Source organism: Nonomuraea sp. NPDC002799, from assembly GCF_053592075.1.
The window spans coordinates 18,857-40,542 of the sequence record NZ_JBSFVA010000022.1; the positions used below are offsets into that span (position 1 = coordinate 18,857).

The 21,686-nt window shown below is 72.6% G+C and carries 17 protein-coding genes; 10 read left to right on the forward strand and 7 right to left on the reverse strand.

The window, feature by feature from the left end; all coding sequences use genetic code 11:
* Positions 1 to 51: 51 nt before the first annotated feature.
* Both ACWD0F_RS32750 and ACWD0F_RS32755 read right to left on the reverse strand, forming a co-directional pair.
* Positions 52 to 1,584, reverse strand: a complete 1,533-nt coding sequence (locus ACWD0F_RS32750; protein WP_449882402.1) for an OmpA family protein — start codon at positions 1,582 to 1,584, stop codon at positions 52 to 54.
* 131 nt (positions 1,585 to 1,715) lie between these two features.
* Positions 1,716 to 2,078, reverse strand: coding sequence for a nuclear transport factor 2 family protein (locus ACWD0F_RS32755; RefSeq protein WP_449882405.1), 363 nt, complete (start codon positions 2,076 to 2,078; stop codon positions 1,716 to 1,718).
* 289 nt (positions 2,079 to 2,367) lie between these two features.
* Between ACWD0F_RS32755 and ACWD0F_RS32760 the strand changes: the two genes are divergently transcribed.
* The 5 genes from ACWD0F_RS32760 (at position 2,368) to ACWD0F_RS32780 (ending at position 7,661) form a co-directional block, all read left to right on the forward strand.
* Entirely contained in the window at positions 2,368 to 2,679 is a 312-nt protein-coding gene (locus ACWD0F_RS32760; RefSeq protein ID WP_449882407.1) for an STAS domain-containing protein, read from the forward strand.
* 26 nt (positions 2,680 to 2,705) lie between these two features.
* Positions 2,706 to 4,595 carry a SpoIIE family protein phosphatase gene (locus ACWD0F_RS32765; RefSeq protein WP_449882410.1) on the forward strand — a complete coding sequence of 630 codons (1,890 nt, stop codon included), beginning with the start codon at positions 2,706 to 2,708 and terminating at the stop codon, positions 4,593 to 4,595.
* On the forward strand, positions 4,588 to 5,028 hold the full coding sequence (locus ACWD0F_RS32770) for an ATP-binding protein (RefSeq protein WP_449882413.1): 441 nt from the start codon (positions 4,588 to 4,590) through the stop codon (positions 5,026 to 5,028). Before ACWD0F_RS32765 ends, ACWD0F_RS32770 begins: the two co-directional genes overlap by 8 nt.
* Positions 5,029 to 5,175: 147 nt before the next feature.
* Positions 5,176 to 6,141, forward strand: a complete 966-nt coding sequence (locus ACWD0F_RS32775) for a helix-turn-helix transcriptional regulator (RefSeq protein ID WP_449882415.1) — start codon at positions 5,176 to 5,178, stop codon at positions 6,139 to 6,141.
* Between the two features lie 191 nt (positions 6,142 to 6,332).
* Positions 6,333 to 7,661 (forward strand): hypothetical protein, encoded by a 1,329-nt coding sequence (locus ACWD0F_RS32780; RefSeq protein ID WP_449882417.1) that lies wholly within the window; start codon positions 6,333 to 6,335, stop codon positions 7,659 to 7,661.
* Between the two features lie 3 nt (positions 7,662 to 7,664).
* On the opposite strand, the gene ACWD0F_RS32785 is transcribed toward ACWD0F_RS32780, so the two are convergent.
* From ACWD0F_RS32785 to ACWD0F_RS32800, 4 genes are all read right to left on the reverse strand, one after another.
* Positions 7,665 to 8,738: a nitrilase-related carbon-nitrogen hydrolase gene (locus tag ACWD0F_RS32785; RefSeq protein WP_449882420.1), complete on the reverse strand. Its 1,074-nt coding sequence runs from the start codon at positions 8,736 to 8,738 to the stop codon at positions 7,665 to 7,667.
* Positions 8,735 to 9,715 (reverse strand): ABC transporter substrate-binding protein, encoded by a 981-nt coding sequence (locus ACWD0F_RS32790; protein WP_449882423.1) that lies wholly within the window; start codon positions 9,713 to 9,715, stop codon positions 8,735 to 8,737. The genes ACWD0F_RS32785 and ACWD0F_RS32790 overlap by 4 nt, the downstream gene beginning before the upstream one ends.
* A gap of 72 nt (positions 9,716 to 9,787) precedes the next feature.
* Complete coding sequence (locus ACWD0F_RS32795) at positions 9,788 to 10,579, reverse strand: ABC transporter permease (RefSeq protein ID WP_449882425.1); 792 nt, start codon at positions 10,577 to 10,579, stop codon at positions 9,788 to 9,790.
* A complete protein-coding gene (locus tag ACWD0F_RS32800) occupies positions 10,576 to 11,370 on the reverse strand; it encodes an ABC transporter permease (RefSeq protein ID WP_449882428.1) in 795 nt (264 codons plus the stop codon). The genes ACWD0F_RS32795 and ACWD0F_RS32800 overlap by 4 nt, the downstream gene beginning before the upstream one ends.
* 296 nt (positions 11,371 to 11,666) lie before the next feature.
* Here ACWD0F_RS32800 and ACWD0F_RS32805 point away from each other — a divergent pair, with 296 nt between their 5' ends.
* The 5 genes from ACWD0F_RS32805 to ACWD0F_RS32825 all read left to right on the forward strand — a co-directional run bounded on the left by ACWD0F_RS32805 (position 11,667) and on the right by ACWD0F_RS32825 (position 20,059).
* Positions 11,667 to 14,921 (forward strand): hypothetical protein, encoded by a 3,255-nt coding sequence (locus ACWD0F_RS32805; RefSeq protein ID WP_449882431.1) that lies wholly within the window; start codon positions 11,667 to 11,669, stop codon positions 14,919 to 14,921.
* A 189-nt stretch (positions 14,922 to 15,110) separates the two neighbouring features.
* Entirely contained in the window at positions 15,111 to 15,590 is a 480-nt protein-coding gene (locus tag ACWD0F_RS32810; RefSeq protein ID WP_449882434.1) for an RrF2 family transcriptional regulator, read from the forward strand.
* 78 nt (positions 15,591 to 15,668) lie between these two features.
* Positions 15,669 to 16,118, forward strand: a complete 450-nt coding sequence (locus ACWD0F_RS32815) for a carboxymuconolactone decarboxylase family protein (RefSeq protein ID WP_449882437.1) — start codon at positions 15,669 to 15,671, stop codon at positions 16,116 to 16,118.
* A gap of 199 nt (positions 16,119 to 16,317) precedes the next feature.
* Positions 16,318 to 18,540 (forward strand): glycoside hydrolase family 3 C-terminal domain-containing protein, encoded by a 2,223-nt coding sequence (locus tag ACWD0F_RS32820; protein WP_449882439.1) that lies wholly within the window; start codon positions 16,318 to 16,320, stop codon positions 18,538 to 18,540.
* A 142-nt stretch (positions 18,541 to 18,682) separates the two neighbouring features.
* Positions 18,683 to 20,059 (forward strand): sensor histidine kinase, encoded by a 1,377-nt coding sequence (locus tag ACWD0F_RS32825; protein WP_449882441.1) that lies wholly within the window; start codon positions 18,683 to 18,685, stop codon positions 20,057 to 20,059.
* A gap of 12 nt (positions 20,060 to 20,071) precedes the next feature.
* On the opposite strand, the gene ACWD0F_RS32830 is transcribed toward ACWD0F_RS32825, so the two are convergent.
* Positions 20,072 to 21,568 (reverse strand): alkaline phosphatase PhoX, encoded by a 1,497-nt coding sequence (locus ACWD0F_RS32830; RefSeq protein WP_449882444.1) that lies wholly within the window; start codon positions 21,566 to 21,568, stop codon positions 20,072 to 20,074.
* Positions 21,569 to 21,686 lie beyond the last annotated feature (118 nt).

Consider the following 21,686-nt stretch of genomic DNA (forward strand, 5'->3'; position numbering starts at 1 on the left):
TCCGGCGCGAGGCCGGGGCCGCGCCCCCCGGCCTCCGGGGAGCGGCTCGTCCTACTGAACGGGGACCTGCAGGTCACGGAAGTTCGCGATCTTGACCTTCAGCGTGGTGGCCGTCTCGGGCAGGTCGAACAGGGTGTAGAACTCCCGCTCCTGACCCGGGCCGAACTTCTCGGTGGTCAGGCGCACGCCGGACACGTCCGTGCAGGCACAGTAGGTGTCGACACCGCCGTTGCCGTCCTCCGCCTGGAGGCGGGCGGGCAGGTAGCGGCGGCGCGCGGCCACGTCGGTCAGCGTGACGTTGGAAGCGGCCTGCTGCTCGAACGACATCCAGTCCTTCGCCAGGTGCAGCTCGTTGAACCAGGCTTCGCCGTCACCCTCGTTCGTGATCCGGTAGGTGAGCAGGCCCAGTCCGCCGGGAAGGCGCCGCAGGCCGGTCACCTCCATGCCGATCGGCTGGCCGTCCGCCTTCCCCGTGCCCGTCAGTCCGGTCGCGCCGGGGGCGTCGGTGGTGGCGGGCACGGCGGTCGGAGCCGGCTTGGCCTTCGCGAACGTCACCGTGACACGGCGGTTGCGCCGCTTGCCCTCGTCGGTGTCGTTGCTGTAGAGCGGGCGGTGCGAGCCGTACCCCTTGGCCTGGAATGCCACCCCAGAACGGCTGACCAGCGCCGACAGCGCCTTGTCCACGGCCTGGGCGCGGCGGGTGGACAGCGGGTCGTTGATGGCGTCGGTGCCGGAGGAGTCCGCGTGGCCCTCGACCTTGACCGCGTCGCCGGGCGAGGCGTCGATCAGCTTGGCGGTACGCGACAGGACCGTCTGGGCCTTGGGGGTGAGAGTGGCCTTGTCCACCGCGAACAGCACGTCGGAGGAGAGGTTGACCTGCAGGTCCTTGCCGTCGTCCGCGATCTCGTCCGATCGGTCCAGCGACTCCGAGGGGGCGACCAGGCGGCGCGTGACGGTGGTGACCGGCTCGGCGTCCGGATCGGGCACGTTCATGCCGGGCGGGACGACGGGCGGCTCGTCGCTGATCGGCACGCCGAGCATCGGCGGCCCCACCGGGGTGACCACCGTGGTGGTCGCCGGGTTGCCCGAGGGGGCGGGCAGGACCGCGTACAGGCTGATCGACTCTCCGGCTTCGATGAAGTAGCCGAGGTCGTCGCGGTCCTGGTCGCTGCACAGGCAGGGGAAGTCGGCCGGCTTGTACGGCAGGATCCAGGAACGCGCCTGCTCGTCGAGCACGCCGATGCCGGAGGCCCAGCGGATCTCGCCGAGCGGGCGGGTGCCGTCGCCCATTTCGCCGGTCCACGGCAGATGCTCGCCGGTTCCCGTGTGGGTGAGCCTGACCTGGACGATCAGATGCTTGCCTTTGACCCGGTTCAGCCCGACGACCTCCACCTTGAGGCTGCTGGTCATCGTGCTGCGCGTCTCCGCCAGCGCCGGTCGGGTGTCCTGGCCCGGCGGGCTCGCCGAACCTGACGCGGTGGCCGTGGACGGCGGAGCGCTCGGCGCGGGCTCGCTCGCTGACGGTGCGGCCGGCGCGGCCTGCTGCGGCAGGCCGCAGGCTGAGGTCAGGAGCAAAGCGGTCAAAGAGGCTGTGATCCGGTATTTCACCTGGAAGATACTGCCTTACTCCGGCAGCCCTCCGCACCCTCCGGCTGCGGCAGGGTGGCGCAGACCGGATGGCAGACCGGATGGCAGGGTGGGCGGTGGGGAAGGCCTTAGGTCGCGTAAACGGGCGCGAGGTCGATGAAGATGCGGTAGTCCGTGATCAGCCCGTCCTCGCGGCTGCGCCAGATCGAGACGGCGGCGACGCTGACGTCCTTGCCGTCCAGCCGCCGGTAGGTCACCTCGGTCTCGGCGATGGTGTCGGCGCCGGTCTCCCAGCTTCTGACGATCCGGTGCCGCAGACCGCCGATGGTGGCGAAGAAGGCCCCCAGCCCGGCCGCGATGGCCTCGCGTCCCACCATCGGCTCGGCGTTGCCGAACACCATCGTGGCGTCCTCGGCCAGCAGGCGCGCGATCGCGCCGGGCTCGAAGGAGTCGACCACCTGGAAAACGTGCCGTGCCCCATCGTCGGACATGCCGATCACTCCTCACGTGGCGGGGTCGCTGGTGGGGACGTTACGGGAGGCAGCGCCAGGCGCAACTAGCAGAAAGGTGGGCATCCCGTCGCGCGCGGCCGTCCCCGATCGCCTGCCTGGCGCCGACGCGCGCCGGTTCACTTGGCTCGACCTACCGCCTGACACAAAGTGGGTGATTGCGCGAGAATACGTAACGACCCTCGTGTGACGTACAGATCGAAGCCCGATCAGACATCCAAGGTGCCGCCTGCGGGCGGCTCCGTCCTGACGGCACAGGGAGGAACCGCGCATGGACGTGGTGTCAGTCGATGTGAGTCATGACGGAACGTTACGGGTGGTGCTGCGCGGCGAGATCGACTTCACCAACTCGGTCGGAGTGCACGAGACGATCCGGGCCGCCATGGCCGAGCATCGTCCCAAGGTGGTGCGCATGGACCTGGTCGGGGTCACGTTCATGGACTCGACCGGCATCGGCGTGCTGGTGAACGCGATGCGCCTGGCCGCGGCGGGAGAGGCGGACTTCCGCGTGGAGAACCCCACCGGCCGGGTACGGGACCAGTTGCGGACGACCGGGCTGCTGGCGGCCTTCGGGCTGGCCTGAATGGCGGCCCCGGCCGAGGCCGGCTGATGGACCCGCCACGGGACTATCTCGACCGGCTGGCCGACCTCGACGCCAGAATCGAGCAGGCCCGCTCCGCGCCGGACGTCGTGATCGGGCGGGCGAGCGGGCTGCTGGCCGGGCGGACGGGATGCCGGATCGGCGAGGCGCACGCCTACCTGCTGCGGTCGGCGGCCGAGCAGCGGCGCGCGGTGCACGAGCTGGCCGCGGACGTGGTGGCGACGCTGGAGGGCCAGGCGACCCGCGAGGCCGTGGCCGACCTGGTTCTGCGGCCCGCCTTCCCCCTGGCAGCGGAAGAGGCCCGCACCGGCTCCCCGCCGGCGGACGCCTGGGTGCGGACCGTGCAGCAGATCCTCGACGCGCTGCCGGACCGTCACATGCTCCTCATTCCGCAGTACGACGCGAGCGGCCGGATCGAGGACTACACGTTCGCCGCGGCCAGCCGGGGGGCCGTGGACCTGTCGGGGCGGCACGGCGCGCAGATCCTGGGACGGCGGGCCAGCGAGGTCTACCCCACCATCGTGGGCGGCCCGGTATGGGAGGCGTGGGGTCAGACGGCCGGCGACGGCCGGCCGCGCGAGGTGGGGCCCATGGCCTACGTCAGCCCGGCGGAGCGGGCGCCGGCGGAGGTGATGCTCACCGTCAGGGTTCGGCCGGTGGGCTCCGGGTTGCTCAACAGCTGGGTCCGCCACGACGAGGAGACCCGGCTGGCCGAGCGCATCGCCCACACCGAACGGCTGGGCAACCTCGGCTGGGGTGAGTGGGATCTGGTCACCGGGCAGATCCACTGGTCCGACGAGCTGTATCGCATCTACGAACGCGATCCGGCCGAGGGTCCGCTGCCCAGGGAGCAGAGCGAAGCGCTCACCCTGCCGGAGGACGTGCCGTTGCGCCGGCAGGCGGCCGAGGACTTCGGGCGGGGCCGGCCCGTGGACGTGACGTACCGCATCCGCGTGGCCGGCCGGGTCAAGCACATCCACACCGTCGCCGACGCGGTACGTGACGGCGGCGGCCAGCCGATCAAGGTCTACGGCATCATCCAGGACATCACCGCCAGCGAGACCAGCCGCATCAGGCTCATCGAGATCGAACGGCAGTTGCTCGAACACCAGCGGAGCCTGGCGGCCGAGCACGACCTGACCGTCCAGCTCCAGCAGATCGTGCTGCCCGTGCCGAGGGAGCCGATCGACCTGCCGGGGCTGCGCGTCGCGGTGCGCTACCTGCCCGCCGAACACGCCGGCCGGGTCGGCGGCGACTGGTTCCACGCCGCCCCCGCCGGTGACGGCAGCGTCATGCTGGCCGTGGGGGACGTGGCCGGACACGGTCTGCAGGCCGCCGCCGTCATGGCGCAACTCCGGCACGCCCTGGCCGCGATGTCCGTCACCACCACCAACGATCCCCGGCGGTTGCTCGGCCATCTCAACCGGCTGCTGTTCACCGGCGAGGCCGCCGGCGCCGGCGCCGTGAACCGGGTGCCGGTGACGGCGACCGCGGTGGTGGCCCGCTACGAGCCGGCCACCGGCACGCTCGTCTGGGCGCAGGCGGGGCATCCGGCGCCGCTCCTGGCCCACGGCGGCGACACCGTCGAGCTGGAACGCCCGGACGGCCCCCTCCTCGGGGCGTTCCCGGCCGCCGTCTACACCACCGCCACCACCACGTTGCGGCCCGGCGACCTGCTGCTGTTCTACACCGACGGGCTCGTCGAGCACCGCCGGCACAGCCTCGACGAAGGACTCGCGCCCGTGCTGGCCACCCTCAACCGCATCACCGCCGAGCACACGCCCCAGCCCCTGGCCGACCTGCTGGCCCAGCTCCGCCAGGCCAACCCCGACGACGACACCTGCATCCTGGCCGTCCGCCCGCTGGCCGCCACCGAGCCGGCGGGCCGCGGTGGCTGAGTCCCCGCGCCCCGGCGTCCCCGGGCCCGAGCGCGCCGGCCCGCCGCCGGACGAGCCCGCCGAAGTGCTCCTGCTGTGCGCTTTCGACCTGTCCACGCTGGTCGCGCTCAGACACGAGGTGCAGCACGTCTGCCAGCTGCAGGGCCTGACCGACCTGGCCCTCTACCGTTTCGTGGTCGCGGTCAACGAGGTCACCACCAACGCGGTGCGCCACGGCGGGGGCAGCGGCCGCCTCCAGCTCTGGCGGGCCGGCGGGCGGCTCTACTGCCGCGTCGCCGACCGTGGCTCCGGCATCTCGATGCAGGCCGGCCAGGAACTCGCGCCCCCCGACAAGCCCGACGGCCGCGGCCTGTGGCTGGCCCGGCACAACACCGGCCGCTTCACCCTGCACACCGGCGCCGGCGGCACCACCATCACCCTGATGGCGACCTGAGCCGGACGTGGCCCCGGCCGGTCGGGAGAAGGTCCGCGTGGCCGGGCGCCGGTCAGGAGCAGGCCGTGTGGCCGGGGGACGCCCAGGTCATCCCCGGCATGCTAGGTTCCGATCCGGACGATCTGCTTCCGGAATGCGGGGACTGTGGTGACCACTCAGGCGAGCCCGACCGCGCGGGCGCTGCTGGCCCTTGAGCTCGTTCAGGGCAGCCCGGGCATCACCGCGGACCGGCTGGCCGGCAAGCTGGGCGTCTCGGAGCGGGCCGCCCGGCGCTACGTCGGCATCCTGCGCGAGGCCGGCATCCCGATCGAGTCGGTACGCGGCCCCTACGGCGGCTACCGTGTCGGCCGCGGCCTGCGGCTCCCGCCGCTGGTGTTCAGCGCCGCCGAGGCGCTGGGCCTGGTCATGGCCGTGCTCGACGGGCACCACGACGCCGGCGATCCCACCGATCCGGTCGGCGGCGCGCTCGGCAAGATCATGCGCGCGCTGCCCGAGCCGGTGGCCGCCCAGGCCGAGGCCGTCCGCCGGGCCACGGCGCCGGTCCCCGACCGCGCCGCCGCCCGGCCCGACCCGCAGACCACGACCCTCCTCGTCGAGGCCTGCACGGCCGGCCGGCGGGTGCGGCTCGGCTACCGGTCCGAGGCCGGGGCCGGGGCCGAGCGGGTCATCGAGGTCGAACCGTGGGCGGTCGTCGTCCGGCACGGCCGGTGGTACCTGCTGTGCCGGTCCGTCAGCGCGGACGCCCGGCGGGCGTACCGGATCGACCGGATGCGCGGCGTGGAGGTGCTCGACGCCGTCTTCGTCCCGCCCGCCGACCTCGATCCGGTGGCCCTGCTGGAGGAGCATCTCGCCGTCGGATGGGAGTACGACGTCGAGGTCGTCATCGACGCTCCCGCCGACGCCGTGGCGCGCTGCCTGCCCCGGGCCATCGGACGGCTCGAACCGCTCGACGCCGCCACCTGCCGCCTGGTCGGCAGCACCAGCAACCCGGTGTGGTACGCCGAGCAGCTCGCGACCATTCCGGCGGCGTACCGGATCGTGGGCTGCCCGGCGGTCCGGCAGGCCGCGCGCGCCCTCGGGCGGCGCCTGCTGGCCGCGGGCGGGGGAGCGTGAAGCGCCCTCGGGCGACGTCTGCCGGCCGCGGGCGGGGGAACGTGAAGCGCCTCTCCGTGCGAGGACCGGGCTCCCGATGCCGGGTGGTGCCTAGATCGGTCGGTGCCCGCAGGCCCTTCCTCTGAGACCTCCGGCGGAGTATGAACAAGTTGACCAACCGCCTGAGCAGGTCGTGTCGGAGGTGACGGCAGATGCGCCGTCGGAGCCTGATCCTTTCCGCCCTGGCGCTGTCCGCGGCGCTGCTGACCGCCCCCGGCGCGGACGCGGCGGCAGGTGACCGCCCGCGCGACGACGAGCCGCTGCCCGGCTACACGATCGACAACCCGCCGCTGGAGCCGGTGGTCGTCGGCGGGCGGCCGAGCCGGGTCCTGCAGGGCGTGCACGGTCACGCGGCGTTCGACATCGAGGTGCCGCCCCGCTGGAACGGCTCCCTGGTGATGTGGGCCCACGGGTACCGCGGCGACACCCGGGTGCTCACCGTGGACCCGCCCGCCTACGGCCTGCGCGAGCGGCTGCTCGGCCAGGGTTACGCCTGGGCGGCGTCGTCGTACTCCGGCAATGACTATGACGTGCGGGCCGGCGTGCGCGGCACCCGCGACCTCGCCGATCACTTCAGGCGCGTGGTCGGCGTGCCGCGGCGCACCTTCCTGGCGGGCGTGTCCATGGGCGGTCACGTCACGGCCCGCTCGATCGAGGAGTACCCGGGTTACTACGACGCCGCGCTGCCGATGTGCGGGGTGGTCGGCGACCACGAGCTGTTCGACTTCTTCCTCGACTTCCACCTCGTCGCCCAGGATCTGGCGGATGTGCCCGCCTACCCGTTCCCGGCGGACTACGCCACCTCGGCCGTTCCGGAGATCCAGGCGCGGCTGGGACTGACCGGCTCCCCGAACGAGCTCGGGGAGCAGTTCCGCGCCATCGTCGTCAACCTCAGCGGCGGCGAGCGGCCCGGGGCGCAGGCCGCCTTCGCGTACTGGAAGGACTTCCTGTTCGGCCTGGCGGGACCGGCCGGGGACGGCACCCTGGCGCAGGAGCCGGGCCGGGTGGCGACGAACCTCGGCACCGACTACCGCCCGGACGTGCCCGTGAACGTCGACGCGAGCGTGCGGCGGGTCGCCCCCGAGGACCCGGCCGCGCGCAGGACCTCGCGGCTGACCGCCGTGCCCGCCGTCTCCGGCCGGATCGACGTGCCCGTGCTCTCGCTGCACGACCTGGGCGACGCCTTCGTGCCGTTCTCCATGGAGCAGTACTACCGGGCCGACGTGTCGCGTCACGGGCGCGGCGGGCTGCTGGTGCAGCGGGCGATCAGGGCGGTGGGGCACTGCGAGTTCAGCGCCGCCGAGGTCGGGGCCGCCTGGGACGACCTGGTCCGATGGGAGCGCGGCGGCCCGCGGCCCGCCGGGGACGACGTCATGGACGCCGCCACGGTGGCGGACCCGGACTACGGGTGCCGGTTCTCCGACCCGGCCGCCTGGCCGACCGGCACCCGCTCGTTGTTCGCGGCCTGTCCCGCCTCGTGACCGTCAGCGTTTCTCCGGCGCCACCCAGATCCCGCGCTCGTGCATCAGCTCGATCTGCCGGTCGATGATCTCGGCCCGGTACTCGGCGTGGTTGTACGGCTTGCGCTCCAGGTAGAGGTTCTTCGGATAGATGGGTTTGTCGTAGATGACGCGGTACTGCTCGGTCTTCAGGTCCTTGATCCAGTTGTCCCACTGGGCGGTGGACCGGAAGTGGCGCAGGGCGCCGACGTCGATGGTGCCCGCCACCCAGGAGGAGCCGCCGCTGTAGTCGTGCCGGCCGACGATCTGCCCCTTGTAGTCGACGATCATCGACTGGCCGCCGAAGGCGTCGATCGGATGCTCGGACTCCGCGTCCAGGTAGTAGGTGCCGAGGTTGCAGGCGATGAGGTAGGCGTTGTTGTCCAGGGCCCGGGCGCGATTCTGGATCTCGTACAGGCCGTTGCCGCTGTGCGGGTGCGGGTAGGGGCCCCGGTAGATGATCTCGGCGCCGTTCATCGCCAGGCCGCGGGCGTTCTCCGGATAGGAGGCCTCGTTGGCCATCAGGATGCCGATGCGGCCGATCGCGGTGTCGGCGACGGGGTAGAAGGAGTCGAGCGTCTCACCGTACAGCTCCACCCACCGGTCCCACACGTCGTGCGGCGTGACCGAGTGCTCGACGGGCAGCAGCGGCACCGTCTTGTAGTGCTTGAGCACGATCTCGCCGCCGGGGTCGATGACGAAGCCGATGTTGAAGAAGCGCCCGGGGAACTCGGGGTGGCGGGCCTTGGCCTGGCCGATGAGGAAGGCGTCCCACTGGACCGCCAGCTCCGCGAGCCTGGCCGTCTCGGGGCCGGGGACGTCGATGGCGCAGGTGGCCGCGAAGTCCTCGTGGTCGAGGTCGAGGACCTCGTCGTTGAAGCCCTGCAGCGCGCCCTCGGGCAGGGCGATCAGCCTGACCGGCAGGTCGAGGCTGGACAACCAGGACGCGGCCTTGATCAGATGCCCGATGTGGTCGATGTTGTGGTGGATGTCCGCGCGGGAGCGAATGCCGCGCATGGTCGGGACGAGCCCGATGGCCTGGTAGGGGTCGATCGTCATGAGGGTTCTCCGGGGAGGATCATGGAGGAGACGTCGATCTTCTCCTTGAGGTAGCCGAAGCTGAGCATGAGGTCGGCCACGCGCTGCACGCGCGCGGGGTCGGTCGATTCGGAGAAGCCGCCGAGCCGCATGAGGCCGGCCGTGGCTTTGTCGATCTTGGTGTACTTGAGCAGGGCGGCATCGACCTCGGCCGAGTCGGAGATGGCCAGTCGCGTGGCCTTGAGCAGGCCGCGCCGGAAGGCGGCGACCGTCTTGGGGTTGTCCTTGGCGAACTGCTCGGTGGTCAGGTAGCCGGAGATCGGGAAGTCGGCGGCGGGCCCGGTGAACACCTCCGACAACTCGCCGGCCCCGCTCTTGGCGGCGGCCTGGTGGAACGGCTCGGGCATGAAGGCGGCGTCCACGAGGCCGGAGTCGAGCGCGCCGGCCATCTGGGCGAACGGCTGCTCGATGAACTTGACGTCGGCGGGCGTCAGTCCGTGCGTCTTGAGCAGGACGCTCGTGGACAGGGTCGCGACGTTGTTGAGGGTGTTGACGCCGATCTTCTTGCCCCTGAGGCCGCCGATCGTGGTGATGGGCGAGCCCTTCTTGGTCATCAGCAGGAAGTTGCCGGGCTTGGCGACGTAGGCCTCAGCGAGGATCTTGAGCTTGGCCGCGCCGGTGGCGGCGAGCACCGCCGAGACGTAATTGCTGTGCAGGACGTCCAGGTTGCCGCTGAGCAGGTCGGGCATGGCGGCGGCGCCGCCCTGGATCAGCTCGATCTCGACCGTGAGGCCCTCGGCGCGGAAGAAGCCCTTGTCGATCCCGATCTGGATGGGGGCGACCTCGGGAAGGGGCAGCATGCCGATCGTGAGGGCGGGCTTCTCCAGGCCACCCGCCGGGGCGGCCGGTGGATCGCCACCGCCGCATCCTGTGGCGATCATCGCGGTGATCATCAGGAAGAGCAGGGAACCGTGCACCCGGCGTCGTGATCCGAACATGAACGCTCCAAATGACTAAATGTGAAAAATGGCGAAAAGGCGGTTAATGCTCCTTTCTTGGTTATTTAGGGGCTATGTCGTCTGCCGTGCCGCGCTGTGCCAGATCAGGGCCCTGCGTTCCAGCGTCAGGAATGCCTGGTTGAGCAGATAGCCCAGGACGCCCAGCACGATGACCGCCCCCCACACGCCCGGCAGGTCGAACGCGCGCTGCGCGGCACGTAACTGGAAACCGATGCCCTCGGTGCTGAAGAACTCCGCGATCACCATGAGGATCAGCGCGAGCGACAGGCTCAGGCGCAGCCCGGCGAAGATCTTCGGCGCGGCCGAGGGCAGGATGACGCCGAACACCCGCCGGCTCCGGGAGACCTTGAAGACGGTGGCCGTCTCCAGGTGCAGGGCGTCGACGTTGCGCGCCCCGTCGGCCGCGTTGAACAACACCGGCCAGACGATCCCGAACGCGATCGTCACCACCTGCATCCGCGTGCCGGTGGAGAACAGCGCCAGGAACATCGGCAGCAGCGCGGGCGGCGGCAGCGCCCGGCCGAACTGGATGACCGGGTCGAGAAACCTGAACAGCAGCGGTGACCGGCCGAGCGCGATCCCGGCCGTGATCCCCAGGACCCCGGCCAGCGCCCAGCCCGCCAGCAGCCGGCCCAGGCTCTGCGGGAAGTTGCCCAGGGCGGTGTCGTTGAGCCACAACACGGCGGGGGAGCCGTCGAACCAGAGCTCGCGCATCCGGGCCACGATCACCGAGGGCGGCGGGAAGTACGCGTGCTCCATCGACCGGGTGACGAGCTCCCAGCCGAGCAGCACGACGGGCACCACCCAGAGCCGCAGCAGCCCGGCGGCGAGCCTGCCGATCACCCGGCCTCCGCCCTAGCCACGTGCCAGCGGAAGATCCGGCGCTCACCCCACGCGAACAGGCCGTTGATGAGCAGCCCCAGCGCGCCGGCCCAGACGGTGGCGGCGATGGTCAGGGTGAGGCCGTCCGGGCTGCTCTCGGCGAGGATGATGAAGCGCCCGATCCCGCTCATGCCGCCCGCCAGCAGCTCGGTGCTGATCGCCAGGATGAGCCCGATCGTCGCGGCCACCCGGACGCCGGTGGCGATGAACGGGGCCGCGCTGGGCAGGCTGACCCGCCACAGCACCGCCGGCGGGCCGAACCCGAAGCTTCGCAGCGTCTCCTTGGCCAGCGGATCGACGTCCCGCAGACCGTAGATGGTGTTGATCAGGATCGGCCACGCCGAGGCGTAGACGATCATCGCGACCTTCATCTCCAGCCGGTCGCTGAAGACGAAGGCGGCCAGCGGGATGAGCGCCACCGACGGGATGGGCCGCAGGAACTCGATCACCGGCCGCAGCGCCCGCTCGATCGGGGGCACGCCGCCGAGCAGCAGCCCCGCCGGTACGGCGACGGCCACCGTGACCAGCAGGCCGAGCGCCCAGCCGCCGAACGTGGCCGCGACGTCGGTCAGGAAGGCGGTGTCGGTGGCGAGCCCGGCGGCGTGCACCACGATCGTGGAGGCGAGCGGGAACTGGGCGGTGGACACGAGGCCGAGCCGGCCGGCCGCCTCGGCCAGGCAGAGCAGGCCGGCGACGCCGAGCGTGCCGCAGAGGATCGGGCTGTCGAGAGGCCGGTGGGGGATCAGGCGCACGGGGACGTCCCGATGCTCGACGGAGAAGGCGACATTGAGCTCTCCACGTCATGCATACGACAAAAGGCCCTATAAGGTCGGACGGCGGGATAATAGGCGAACTTGTGTCACGCGAACCACGCGAAAACAGTCCAACAATCTCGTTGATGAAGTGTCAACTCATTATTGGGCGGGCTGCCGTGAACACGGCGATCGTTCGCGGGCGGCCATAAATCACCTGACTTTTTGTCCTGAAAAGCCATAATGGGATTCTTATGAAGCCTTTTGCTCTTTCGCCAGACGGCCTCGTCCGCGAGGTGGAGCCGCTGTCTTTCGGCGAGCGCTGCCGCCGCCTGGCCGGGCACGCGCGGCGACTCGCGGGACGGCCCGAGCTGCCCGCCCTCCTCGACGGGCTGGCCGCACGCGGGCAGTACGAACGCCTGCTCGGCGTGCGACTGGCCGTGCTGGCGAGGGAGATCGCGCACCTCACGCGGGCGATGACCGACCCGGACCCGGACGTTTGCCGGTATGCCATCAGCCATGCCGTCGAGCTCGGCGTCGCTGACGACGCCGTCCTGGAGATCGTCAGGACCGCTCCCGTCGTCCAGCGGATGGCCGTCTACGGGGCCGTCAGGCGTGGCCGCCGGCGTGACCTGGCCGAGCGGCTGATCGACGAGGTCCGACGGCTGTGGGGCGACCGCGAGGCCGCCGGCCTGCTCGCGTCCTGCTCGGCGGGGGTGGTGGCGGACCGGCTGGCCGACCTCGCGCACGCGGTGCCGAACTGGGGCGCCCTGGCCAGGCGGCATCCGCTCACCGTGCTCGACCACGCCGAGCCGGCGCTCGCCGAGCTGCCCCGCCACCTGCGGGAGACCTGGTGGCTCACCGTCGGCCCCGGCGTCGAGGCCGCCGCCGAGCACGCTCCCGAGCGGGTGATCGCCCTGCTGGAGCGCTACTGGAGCCCCCGCGGCCGGCGGTGCGTGGGCCGGCTCCTGGACGCCGACCGGGAGCGCACGCTGGCTCTCTACCTGGTCCCCGGACGGCAGGTGCACCTCGCGAGGCTGCTCGAGCCGCGCTCCGTGCGGCGGCGGCTGGCCACGCTGACCGACGCCCGGCTGGCCGAGCTGGTCCGGGCGGTGTGCGACGACGACAGCACGGTGATCGGCCTCCTGCGCGCGCTGGCGCCCGGCCGCAGGGACGCGGTGTTCACCGCCGCGATGGCGGACCGCGACCTCTCCCAGGCGATCCACCCGGAGGAACTGCTGGAGGTCCTGCCGCTGCGCCGCCGGGTGGCCGAGGCTCGCCGCATGCTCGGGCTGCGCGCCGTCGCCGAGGACCCGCTCCGCACCCTGGAGATCACCGCCTTCCTCCCGTACGCCGAGGCCGAGCCCGCACTGCGCGCCGCCACCCGCCGCTCCGACGCCCTCGACCGCGTCAACGGCTACCGCAACCTGATCGCCTGCGCCGGACGCGGCCGTGACCCCGAGATCCTCACCGCTCTCATGGCCGCGCTGGGGCGGCTCCGCAACGAGCAGGACCCGGTGCGCCAGGCCGCCGTCGTGGCGCTGTCCGACCTCCCGCCCCGGCTCTTCCAGGCCGCGCACGCGCCCTTCCTCGACCAGCTCGCCGAGAACGCGCTCGCCGCCCGCGACTGCTCCCACGGCACGCGCTACGCCCTGGCCCACCTGGCCGGCCGGGTCTTCGAACAGGGCGCGCGGCAGGACGACGCGGCCCTCCTGGACCAGAGCATGCGGACCTTCGAGCGACTGGTGGGCCACGTGGGGACGGTCTCGCTGGGCCGGCTGCCGCAGGTGCTCCGGCGCGGCCAGGAGGTCGTCCTGGCGCGCAGGCTGGCCCCGTACCTGGAGGCGGGCGCCGACCGCGACCGGCACGAGCTGGCCTTCCAGCTCGCCACGGCCCTGGGCGAGCGCGGGCACGACCTGCCGGAGCTCCAGCGGGCGCTGGAGCGGGCGCTGACCGCCACCGCCGAGCCGGCCGCGATCCGGGCGATCGGGTTGTGGCTGGAGCCGCCGCGCACCAGGGGCGAGCGGGTGGCGGCGCTGCTGGCGGCGGACCCGTCCATGGTGGTGCTCGACAGCGTGTTCCACGTGCTGGCGTGGCAGCGCACCGATCTGCTGGAGGCCGCGCTGGGCAGCCGGAACCCGGCGGGCCGCTTCGCCAGGAGCGGCGTGCGGCAGGTGCGTCACGCCCCCCGCCAGGCCGTGCGGCGCTGGACGGCCCGGCAGCGCGCGGCCTACCTGGGGCTGCTGGAGCGGGTCGCGGCGGACACCGGGCTGCCCGCCCAGCAGCGCGCGCAGGCCGTGCGGACGATGGGCGAGGTGCCCGCGATCGAGGCCGCGCGACTGGAGCGCCACCTTGCCTCCGGGGACGCCCTGCTGCGGCGGGCGGCGCTGACCGCGCTGCCGTGGACGGCCCGCCCGCAGGAGGTGCTGGCCGAGCTGCTGGCGCGGGCGGGCGGCGACGACGCGCACGTGGCGGTGTACGCGGCGGCGCGGGCGGCGCGGTTCGTCCGGCCCGCCGAGCTGGCGGCGGCGCTGGCACCGGTGCTGGCCGGCGGCAAGGTCACCGCGCGCAAGGAGGCGGCCCGGCTGCTCGTCCTGCACCGCGCGCCCGGCGCGATGCGGCTGCTGCGCGGCCTGTGGGACGTCGAGGGCCAGCACAAGGACGTACGGGCGGCGGTCGTGTCCGCGACGCTGGACCTGCTCGCCGAGCCCGAGGCGTGGCGGCTGCTCGAAGAGGCGGTCGCGGCGGCGGGAGATCTGGCGGCGCCGGTGCTGCGGTCGCGTCCGCTGGACGTGCCGCAGCGGTGGCGGGGCGCCTACGGCGGGCTGATCGTCACCGCCACGCGCGTGCCGGACCGGCAGACCCGCGTGATCGCCGTTCAGGTGCTGCCCCGCTGGGCCGCCTACACGCCGGGGGCCACGGCACGGCTGGTCGAGATCGCCTGTGAGCTGGGCGAGACCACCGGTTGGACGGCCGCCGTCCGCGGGCTGGTGGGCGGGGCCTGCTCCGGCTTCGCGCGGGCGGAGCTGCGGCAGGCGGTGCGCACGCTCGCCGCCGCGCCCGCCGGACCCGACGCCGGCGCCGACCGCGACCGCCCGGCCGCCCAGCGGCTCGCGGCCGTCGTGGTGAACCTGCGCCGGTGGCATCAGAGCGACCCGGAGCCGGTGCGCCAGATCCTCGCGGAGCTGGCGGGCGAGCTTCCCGCGGACCTGGCGGCCGAGCTCCTGGCCGCCACCGTCGACTGGGCCGCGCCCCGCGACGCCCTGACGCGGCTCATGGGGACGCTTCCGGGCGTGCTGGCCGCCGCCGAGGCGGGTGAGCTCCTCGGGGAGTCGGCCGCGGACGTTCCGGTGGAGCGGGTGTTGCCGCACGCGGCGTGGCTGGCCGCCGCGGGCGAGGTGGGCGCGCTGCTGGCCACCGGGCTGGCCACGTCCTGCGGTCCCCGCTCGGGGTGGGCGGCGCCGTGGCGGGAGCTGCTGCGTCAGGTGCGCGCGAGCGATTTCCGCGAGGCCGCGTACCAGGCGCTGCGGGTCAGAACGGCCGGGGAATGAGCACCGCCGCCTTGATCGCTTTCGCGGGATCCGCGCGCGATCTTCTTGCGATCAAGGCGGCGGAGGCGCCGGCCCCGAGCCGTTCACCTCCGTGACGTCGCCGCTTTCGTCGAGCAGCGCCTTCGGAGCCGCGGCAGGATGTCCGGAGTTGCGCAAGAGTTCCGGACATGTAGGATCCAGAATATGCGGATGAGCGAGGGCGTGGAGTGGGCGCTGCACAGCTGCCTCAACCTCACCTGGGCCGAGCCCGGTGCGGCGGTGACGGCGGCGAAGCTGGCGGCACTCTACGACCTGCCGGTCGCGTATCTGAACAAGCAACTCCAGGCGCTGGCCCGGGCGGGGATCCTGACCTCCACGTCAGGGCCGCGCGGCGGCTTCCGCCTGGGCCGCGAGCCGGAGAAGATCACCCTGCTGGACGTGGTGACCGCCATCGAGGGACCGGCGGACGCCTTCCGGTGCGAGCAGATCCTCGCCAAGGGGCCGGGTGGCCGGCCGGAGGTGGACTACCGCGCCCAGTGCGTGATCTCCCAGCAGATGCGCGCGGCCGAGCTGGCCTGGCGCAAACAGCTCGCCGGCCGCACGCTGGCCGACGCCAAGGCGACGGTCGAGCGGCGCCATCCGCGGACGCCCGAGAGCACCAGATCAGGGTTCGCCAACGCGCGTCCCTGAAAGCCGCCCTCCTCGCGGAGGGCGTCGTTGTGACCGTATTCTCGCTATTAAATATCCAGAAAGATAGGAAATATCAGCATGCAGTCCCGGATGAACGACCTGTACGCCATCGCCGCCGACGGTTACCAGGCGATGCTCGCCCTGGAAACCTCCATCGCGCGCAGCGGGCTGCCCAAGCGCACCCTTGAGCTGGTGCGGCTGCGGGTCAGCCAGATCAACGGCTGTGGTTTCTGCGTCGACATGCACAGCCGTGAGGCCAAGCAGGCGGGCGAGAGCGACGAGCGCCTCTGGGCGGTGGCCGCCTGGCGCGAGACCCCGTACTTCACTGACGAGGAGCGCGCCGCGCTCGCGCTGGCCGAGGCGGCCACCCGCCTGGCCGACAACCCGGAGGGCGTGCCTGACGAGGTGTGGGACGACGCCGCCGACAACTACGACAAGGAGTCCCTGGCCGCGCTGCTGATGGGGATCGCCGCCATCAACGCCTGGAACCGCCTCAACGTCACCACCCGCCGCCTGGCGGGCGCCTGACCACGCGCCGTGACCACGCGCCGTGATCACAGGCCCTGATCACAGGGCCTGTGATCACGGCCTGACCACGGCGCCTGGGTGTCATGTCCGTGACCGTCCCCCTCGTCCCTGTTGAGCCGCTCGGAGCCGGGCTAATCTCGCTGTACCGTGGCGCGTCTCCGCCGGCTCGGCCTGGATCTCACCAACACGAAGGTCGCACATGACACCAACCCCGATCACCCCCCTCACCCTGGCCGAGAAGGCCGCGCTCACCTCGGGAAGTGACACCTGGACCACCACGGCCATCGAGGGCGTGGTGCCCGCCCTCATCCTGTCCGACGGCCCGCACGGGCTGCGCCGCCAGGGCGAGGGCGATGACGACGCGTTCGGCATCCACCACAGCCTGCCCGCCACCTGCTTCCCGCCGGCGGTCGCGCTCGGCTCGTCCTGGGACCCCGGGCTCGCCCGGCTGGTGGGCGAGACGGTGGCGCGCGAGGCGTCCGCCCTCGGCGTCGACGTGGTGCTCGGCCCCGGCATCAACATCAAGCGCTCTCCGCTGTGCGGCCGCAACTTCGAGTACTTCTCCGAAGACCCCCACCTCACCGGCGTGATGGGCGAGGCCATGGTCGAGGGCATCCAGTCGCTGGGCGTGGGCGCGTGCGTCAAGCACTTCGCGGTCAACAACCAGGAGACCGACCGGATGCGGGTCAGCGCCGACGTGGACGAGCAGACCCTGCGCGAGATCTATTTGGCGGCCTTCGAGCGGATCGTCCGCCGGGCGAAGCCGTACACGGTCATGTGCTCCTACAACCGGATCAACGGCGTGTACGCCGCGCAGGACCGGTGGTTGCTGACCGACCTGCTGCGCGGCGAGTGGGGCTTCGACGGCCTGGTGATGTCCGACTGGGGAGCCGTCAACGACCGGGTCGCCGCCCTGGAGGCCGGTCTGGACCTGGAGATGCCGCCGTCCGGCACGGACGAGGAGATCGTCGCGGCGGTGCGCTCGGGACGGCTGGCGGAGCCGGTCGTCGAGCTGGCCGGGCAGCGCCTGCTCGACCTGGCGCGACGGGTCTCGGCGCGGGAGCCGGCCGGCGACTGGGACGTGCCCGCCCACCACGAGATCGCCCGCGCGGCGGCCCGCGCCTCGGCCGTGCTGCTGAAGAACGACGGCGACGTGCTGCCGCTGTCCGCCGGGCAGCGGGTGGCCGTGCTGGGCGAGCTGGCCCGCACGCCTCGCTACCAGGGCAGCGGCAGCTCCCACGTGGTGCCCACCCGGCTCGACGGCGCGTGGGAGTCGCTGGAGGCCGCGCTGGAGCAGGTGACCTTCGCCCCCGGCTACCGGCTGGACGGGCAGCGGGACGCCGAGCTGGAGCAGGAGGCGGTGACGGCGGCGGCCGGGGCCGAGGTGGCCCTGCTGTTCCTGGGCCTGCCCGACGCGGCCGAGTCGGAGGGCTTCGACCGCACCTCGATCGACCTGCCCGCGCCCCAGGTCGCGCTGCTGCGCCGGGTGGCCGAGGTCTGCGAGCAGGTCGTCGTCGTCCTGTCCAACGGCGGCGTCGTGTCGGTCGCGGAGTGGCGCGACTCGGCCGCGGCGATCCTGGAGGGCTGGCTGCTCGGCCAGGCCGGCGGCGCGGCGCTGGCCGACCTCCTGCTCGGCGCCTGCAGCCCCTCGGGCAGGCTCACCGAGACGATCCCGCTCCGCCTCGCCGACGTGCCCTCCCACCTGTTCTTCCCCGGCGCCGACGGGCACGTTGTCTACGGCGAGGGCCGCTACGTGGGCTACCGTCACTACGACACGCTGGACGCCGAGGTCGCCTACCCGTTCGGGCACGGCCTGACCTACTCCCGCTTCGACTACTCCGGCCTGACCGCCGAGGAGACCGGGACGAACGAGTGGCGGGTCGAGGTCACCGTGACGAACGCCGGCGACCGCTTCGCCCACGAGGTCGTCCAGCTCTACGTGGCCTTCGACCAGGAGCCGCCCACCCGCCCGAAGCACGAGCTGCGCGGCTTCGCCAAGGTCGGGCTGGGTCCCGGGGAGAGCGAGCGGGTCGTTTTCACGCTCACCGGGCGGGACCTCGCGCAGTGGTCGGTCTCCCGCAAGGACTGGCGGATCGACGCCGGCGCCTTCACCGTCGAGATCGGCGCCTCCTCGCGCGACATCCGGTTGCGGACCGGGCTGACCAGCCCCGGCGACGGTCACACGGCCCCGCTGACCAGGATGTCCACGCTGGGCGAGTGGCTGGCGCACCCGGTGGGCGGGAAGGTGCTCGGCGAGCTGCTGGAGAACGCCTCCGGGCTGCCCGACGTCCAGGAGGCCGACCCGGCGCTGCTGAAGCTGGCGCTGGACATCCCGCTGATCAAGTTCCGCACCTTCGGGCTGGGGGTGTCGGCCGAGCTCGTGGACGAGCTGGTCGAGACCGTACGGCGGCACGAGCTCTGAGGTCCCGGGGCCGGGGGCGCGCGACCCTCGGTCAGCGGGGCCGGGGCGCACCGCGACGGAGTCGTTGCCGGTGCTTTGACCACCCGTGAAACCGTTCTTGAGATCATGTGGGCTGAGGACCGGAGACCGGTGGGAGGCGGTGGTGTCCCTGCGGCTCAGCCGGCTTTCGGTCCAGGCACGCCTCATCCTGGCGACAGGAGTGTTGTCGCTGATCGGGTCCGCGGTGCTGGGCGTCGCCGTCGACCTGCTGCTCCGCGACCGGATCGAGCGGGACGTCTTCCGCGGCACGCAGCGGGCGGTCACCGAGTGGATCGGCTCGATGGGCACGCTCGTCCCGCCGCCGGTGACGACGTCGGACGTCGACCTGCTCCAACTGGTCGACTCCTCGGGCCGGGTGGTCTCGGCCAGCAGGGCCGCGGCGGGGCGGCCGCCGCTGAGCAGGCTGTGGCCGGCCTCCGACGATCGCATCCAGAGCGGCGTCGACTGCTCCTCGGGGGAGTGCGTGATGTTCACCGCCTCCAGGCCCTCGCCGCAGGAGGAGGAGTTCCTGTGGGGCGGTGAGCCCCACGTCGTCTACGCGGGCCGGGTCCGGCCGCCGGAGCTCGCCACGCATCGCCTGGAGATGTACGTCGCCGCCGGGGTCCTGGCCGTCACCGCCCTGATGACCTGGATCGCCGCGTTCCTGATCGGGCGGACGCTGCGTCCGGTGCAGGCCATGCGGGCGAGGATCGCCGAGATCACCGTGACCGACCTGGGCAAGCGAGTGCCCACCCCGCCGGGCCGGGACGCGATCGCGCGGCTCGCCCACACCGCGAACCAGACCCTGTCACGCCTTCAGGAGGCCGTCGAGCAGCAGCGCATGTTCGCCTCGATGGTCTCGCACGAGCTGCGCACCCCGCTGACCGGCCTGCGCGCCCGGCTGGAAGAGGCGCAGCTGTATCCCGAGGTGGACGCCCGCGAGGCCATCCGGGACACGCTGTCCACCACGGAGCGCCTGCAGAAGATCATCGATGAGATGCTGGCGCTCGCCCGGGTCCGCACGTCCTCTCCGCAGGGCTACGAGCGGATCGAGCTGGGCGCGCTGGTCCGGGAGGAGGCGGCGGGCCGGCGGGCGGGCTTGCGGGCGAGCGTGCGCGCCGACGACGATCTGCGGATCTGCGGAAACCGCGTGCAGCTGGCAGAGGTGCTGACGAACCTTCTGGTCAACGCCGAGCGGCATGCCCGGTCGGCCATCGAGGTCAGCGTGGCGCGCTCCGGCGGCCACGCCGTCGTCACCGTACGGGACGACGGGAAAGGCGTGGCGCCGGAGGACCGGGAGCGGGTGTTCGAGCCCTTCGTCCGCCTCGCCGACGGGCGCGAGCGCGATCCGGGCGGCAGCGGGCTCGGCCTGGCCATCTCGCGCGCGATCGCGCGGGCCCATCAGGGCAGCCTCAGCATCGAGGACACGCCGCGCGGCGCGGCGTTCGTGCTGCGCCTGCCGCTGACGGACGCCGGCGCTCAGGACCCGCGCGCGACATAGCGCAGGGCGCGGTCACAGGGGGCCGCGCTGCCAGGGGCCGCGGATCGCGTACGTGCGGCCGGGCGGGTCCAGCGAGGCGGTGCTCCCGAGCTGGTTGACGAACAGGGTGGACCCGTCGGGGCTGAAGCAGGCCCCGGCGAACTCGCTGTCGTCGGCGACGTTCACCGCGAACTCGAACGGCTGCCCCCGTCCGGGGTCCAGCCCGATCAGCCGGTTGACGTTGACCAGCCCCGGCGCCAGCGGATGCGGGTCGGCGTCGGCCGAGGACGCGTCGTCCTCGCACAACACGATCCCGCCGCGCGGGGTGAACGTCAGGTTGTCCGGCGAGTCGAGCACCTTGCGGCCGGGCGACTCGTACACCAGCACCAGCGTGCCGCCGTCACGGCGGCCCGGGACGTACTGCCAGACCTGCCCGTAGCCCTCCACGTAGCCGTCGGCGCCGGGCGCGTCGCCGTTCTTGACGTCGCCGCCGCTGGTGGAGTTGAAGAAGACGCTTCCGTCGCCGTACCAGCAGCCCTCCAGGCGGTTGAACTTCGCGCCGCCCTTCGCCAGGCCCTGCTGGGTGCAGGTCGGCGCGCCGTTCTCCAGGTCGGGGTCGGGGTCGTCGATGGTCACCCACTCGACCGGCAGGCGGGCCCCCATCGTCTGGCCCTCGCGGCAGTCGTAGCCGGTCGTCCCCCGGACCTTGAGCATCTCCAAGGTTCCGCCGGCGGCCAGGTCGGCCGGGTCCTTGGGCCGGAACCGGTAGAACCCGTCGGGCTTGCCGGAGTCGTCCTCGGTCTCGTAGACGAAGCCGGTGCGCGGATCGACCGCGACGGCCTCGTGCGAGAACCGGCCCATCGCCTTGAGCGGTTGCGAACCCGCGGGCGTGCCCGGCTCGGGGCCGCTGAGCGGCACCGCGAAGATGTAGCCGTGCTTGCGCTGCCAGCCCTGCGCCGGTCCCGCCGTGGTCTCCTCGCAGGTCAGCCAGCCGCGCTGGTGGAGCATCCGGCCGCCGGCACAGTTGACGATCGTGCCGCTGAGGCTGACGAAGTGCTTGAGCACCTCGCCGGTGCGGAGGTCGACCTCGAGGGTGGTGGTGCCGCCGACGCCCAGCTCGTCGTAGCGCTGGGCGCCTTCGACGTGCACGCGCCCGACGGGGGAGCCGGGTGTGGTGCGGACCTCGTGGTTGCGGATGAGGCGGGCGGTGTGGCGGCGGGTGCCGGGGAAGGCGGCCATGCCGTCGTGGGCGATCGGGGTCGGCACGCCGTCGGTCATGGGGGTGCCGGTCCTGCCCAGCACGACATAGGAGAATCCGGCGGGCAGGGCGAGCAGCTCCTCGCCGGTGTTCCCGGTGGACACGCGGCGCAGCGGCCCGTACCCGGCCTTGTGCTGGTCGACATCGGGGCGGCCCGCTCGCGCCCAGGCTGCGTGGGTGGTGAGGGTCTCGACGGCCACACCGCTCGCCAGCAGGCCGCCGGCGGTGGCCAGACCGCGGCCGAGAAAGGATCGTCGATCGAGCTGGGGCATGGCACTTTCCCTTCAGGGGCGCTACCCACGGACCCGCGTCCATGGGGTGCTTGCCGGCGCGTTGATGAACGAACGCTTTCGGCAGCCTAAACGCCCGATTGCTCCCTGAGAGGACCCA